A 3985-nucleotide genomic window follows, 5' to 3' on the forward strand; every position below is an offset into this window, starting at 1 on the left:
CAAAAAGCTGCTTTCCCAAAATCCGGATTGGATATGGACACAGATTGAGCCGATTCCCATGGAAGGCGGGTTTTTAAATAAATGGCTGGCCAAAATCCCTGTCGGCAAAAAAGTCATTGAATGCATTGGTGTCTGCTTTGTCCAATTCGACAGCCAGGGGAAAATCAGGCGCAATGAAGTCTATTTTGACCGTAGCGAGTTGATTTCGGAAATCTACAAATACAATAAAACAAAATAATGGCCTGCCGCAATGCATGCCATGTTCCGGCCGCATCATTCATCGTAATCGTAATATTCCTGACGATAGTCCCGATTATATTCCTGCACGGGACCGGGCACCTGATTCCCTTTCGAATACATGCACTGTGTGTAAGCATCGTCGTAAATCATTTGCAGCTGCTGGCCGGAGTATGCTGAAGCCGCGGCCCCCTGGGCGGCACCCGCGGCCGTTCCGATTCCTGCGCCCATCGCTGCTCCATGTGCCGCATACCTACCCGAGCTTCTGGGCCCGTGCCCCCATGACGCACCGGTCAGCGCGCCGATGCCGGCTCCTATAGCTCCTCCAATAATCCCATATAAAACTGCATTAGCATTGATTCTATCCACGGCCTCCTGGCCGCCCATTTGCTGATAGGCCCATGCCTGGCATTCTTCGGATTCCGTCTGAAATTTTGCAAACGGCTTTCCGGGAGCGGGCATAACCTGAACCGTCGGCCCGAGGGGCGCGGTGGCGCAGCCTGTAAAAAGCAATAAAACAGTTACGATCATACTCACCACATTCAAATATTTTATATTTTTCTTCATGATCATCCTTCTGAAATCATTCAATTAACAAAATACTTAACTTATTAGTCACTCCCTCTCCGCAAAGTTTATTCATTATTATGTTAATGCCGCCGTCTATTAATGTCAAGAAATGGATAAGATTCTTTGAATGCAAGCAGTTGGCTCTCAAACACTCAAACTTATTCAGCTATATTTGATTGACTTCAAAAACCTGTCTCCTTATACTCGTTAATAAACAGGCAGTCACAAAAGGAATCCTGCATGAAACACGAAAGGCTATGGACAAGGGATTTTATCACGGTCTCGGTAATTAATTTTTTAGTGTTTTCGACGCACTTCCTTTTGATGGTTACGATTGCTTCTTATGCTGTGAATAAATTTCATGCTTCCACCAATACGGCAGGACTGGTCGCTGGCATTTTTATTATCGGAGCCCTGATCGGTCGACTGGGGACCGGACGCATCATTGAAGCGGTTGGCAGCAGCAACGTGCTGAAGTTCAGTACAGTATTTTTTATTATTACATCCGCATTGTATTTTGCCGCAGTCAATTTGCCGTTGCTGATCGGCATCAGGTTGCTGCACGGGATAATGTTTGGTGCGGCCAGCACCGCTACGGGAACCATTGTCGCTCAGATTATCCCCAACAGCAGGCGCGGCGAAGGCATCGGCTTTTACAGCATGGGGGCGATACTGTCGGTGGCATTAGGTCCTTTTGTGGGGATGCTGTTAATTCACGGCACGGATTTCAAGATGATTTTCTCGCTTACGTCGGTTCTGGCTTTCGGCAGTTTCATCCTGTCATTTTTTGTTGACGAGGCGGCCTGCAAATTATCCGTTCGAGATCGGGTCAGTTCCGGAGGGAATTCTCACTTTTCTAATTTCCTCGAATTAAAAGCAGTGCCGATTTCCGTTGTCATATTAATCATCGGCTTTAGTTATTCCGGCGTGCTGACTTTTGTATCATTATACTCCAGGGAAATTCGTCTGGAAGAAGCCGCAAGCTTCTACTTTCTTGTCTATGCCGTCACCGTTTTTTTCTCGAGGCCTTTTTCCGGGCGTTTATTCGATGTCAGGGGGGCCAATTTTGTCGCCTATCCATGCCTGATCATCTATGCGGCCGGCATGCTTTTATTCAGTCAGGCCGTTAATGGATTTATGCTGCTTCTGGCGGGTGCGCTCATCGGTTTAGGTTATGGCAACTTCATATCCTGTGCTCAGGCCATATCCATAAAAGATGTTCCTCCTCATCGGCTGGGTCTGGCAACGGCCACCTTTTTTATTTTTGTGGATTTAGGCTTTGGAATAGGACCGTATATCCTCGGTTCTCTGGTGCCGTTTACGGAATATCGTGGACTGTATTTAATGATGACCTTTGTGATCCTGGCAATTGTTCCACTTTACTATGTTCTCCATGGAAGAGCGGCATCCTCGAAATAGACGAGGACAGATAGGTGTTATTTACATTCCGGCATCATTATAAACGTGAATTATAAATAGAAACGGGGAGGCGTGAAAATGAATCATTCTTTACCATTTATAATAACCATCAGTCGCCAACTGGGTTGCGGAGGGGCATACGTGGGGCATCAACTGGCAAAGAACCTGAATATTTTTTACGCGGACCGTGAAATCATTGGTCAGGCGGCCAGGCAGCTGTCGGTGCTGGAAGAGGACGTGAAAACACGTGAAGAAAAAACCCTCTCCTTCTGGCAGTCCTTCCTGCGGTCGTATGCAGTGGCCCCGGACACGTATGTGCAGCCGCGCACCCTGGCCCCGTCAGACTACGAGTTGTTTAAGACCGAAAGTGAAATCATCAGGCGCATTGCCCAGGAACGTTCAGCGGTCATTATCGGGCGGTGCGGCTCTTATGTTCTTAGCGACCATCCAAATCATGTCAGCCTGTTTCTGCATGGTGAAATTGAGTTCCGCAAACATCGCGTTGGGAAACTTTATGATGTGTCAGAAGAAGCTGCCGGTAAAATGATTGCCCGTAATGATGAAGAAAGGGCCCGTTACAACCAGAAATTTACAGGCAGGGAATGGACAGATGCACGGCAGTATGACATGACGCTTGACATCAGCAAAACAGGCGTTGACGGGGCCGTGGCGTTCATTTTGCAATACGTGGAATTGATTTGAGAAGAAAAAATTGAACGCGCGGATCGCGCACACCCTGCCGTCTGTCCATGTCGTCCCGGTCAGGTTTGCCCCGGTCAGAATTTTGTTTAACCATAGATTAAGATTTCCCGGGTTACCTCTAAAGGGCACATCGAAAAGCTGTTGCTGAAAGACAGCGCTAGATTTTCCTTTTGTCGATCACCCGGCTGCTTTTTCCTTCCGAACGCTGAATGGTTTTTGGTTCCACAAGCTTGATCCTGGCGGTGATGCCCAGATAGTCTTTCATGTCTTTGCGCAGCTGGTTTTCCAGCTTTTGCAGGGTCTTGATTTCATCTGCGCCGGCGAACTGTTTTTCGGACAATTCCACCTGCACTTCCAGCGTGTCAAGAGATCCTTCACGGTCTACGATTAATTGATAATGCGGTTCGAGGCCTTCGATACCCACAAGCACCGCTTCAATCTGAGAGGGAAAAACATTGACTCCGCGGATAATGAGCATGTCGTCGCTACGCCCCAGGACGCGTCCCATGCGGCGGTGCGTCCGTCCGCAGCGGCAGGGTGTGGGATCCAGACGGCAGATATCGCGGGTTCGGTAGCGGATTAGTGGAAAAGCTTCCTTGGTCAGCGTGGTGAAAACAAGTTCACCTTCCGAGCCGGCCGGAAGTGTCTCGCCGGTTTTCGGATTGATGGTTTCCACCAGGAAATGATCTTCAAAGATATGCATGCCGTCGCGCACTTCCTCACATTCCATTGCCACACCCGGTCCCATAATTTCGGACAGACCGTATATATTGAAAGCTTTGATGTTCAGCACTTTTTCGATTTCGCCACGCATTTTTTCCGTCCAGGGTTCCGCGCCGAAAATCCCCACTCGAAGCGCCAGTTTCCGCATGTCCACTCCCATCGCTGTTCCCTGTTCGGCCAGGTTGAGCGCGTAGGATGGTGTGCAGCAGATGGCCGTCGGGCCGAAGTCCTGCAAAATCATGATCTGACGCTTCGTGTTGCCGCCGGACATCGGGACCACGCTCGCGCCGATTTTTTCTGCGCCGTAATGGGCGCCCAGGCCCCCTGTGAAGAG

Annotated in this window: 4 protein-coding genes and 1 pseudogene (1 of these 5 running past the window's edge); 3 read left to right on the plus strand and 2 right to left on the minus strand. The window is 49.2% G+C overall.

The window, feature by feature from the left end; genetic code table 11:
* Positions 1-238, plus strand: a pseudogene (locus CVU71_18495) (hypothetical protein); it begins 78 nt to the left of the window's first position.
* Positions 239-273: 35 nt separating this feature from the next.
* Here CVU71_18495 and CVU71_18500 read toward each other — a convergent pair.
* On the minus strand, positions 274-804 hold the full coding sequence (locus tag CVU71_18500; protein PKN16793.1) for a glycine zipper family protein: 531 nt from the start codon (positions 802-804) through the stop codon (positions 274-276).
* 243 nt (positions 805-1047) lie between these two features.
* Here CVU71_18500 and CVU71_18505 point away from each other — a divergent pair, with 243 nt between their 5' ends.
* Positions 1048-2226: an MFS transporter gene (locus tag CVU71_18505; GenBank protein PKN16794.1), complete on the plus strand. Its 1179-nt coding sequence runs from the start codon at positions 1048-1050 to the stop codon at positions 2224-2226.
* A 78-nt stretch (positions 2227-2304) separates the two neighbouring features.
* The gene (locus tag CVU71_18510) at positions 2305-2928 is read left to right on the plus strand and encodes a cytidylate kinase-like family protein (protein PKN16795.1); all 624 of its coding nucleotides are present in this window, start codon (positions 2305-2307) and stop codon (positions 2926-2928) included.
* A gap of 157 nt (positions 2929-3085) precedes the next feature.
* Here the strand turns inward: CVU71_18510 and CVU71_18515 are convergent.
* Positions 3086-3985 (minus strand): phenylacetate--CoA ligase (locus CVU71_18515; GenBank protein ID PKN16796.1); only part of this gene is annotated, 900 nt, incomplete at its 5' end.

The sequence above is a fragment of the Deltaproteobacteria bacterium HGW-Deltaproteobacteria-6 genome, assembly GCA_002840435.1.
Lineage (GTDB): Bacteria > Desulfobacterota > Syntrophia > Syntrophales > Smithellaceae > UBA8904.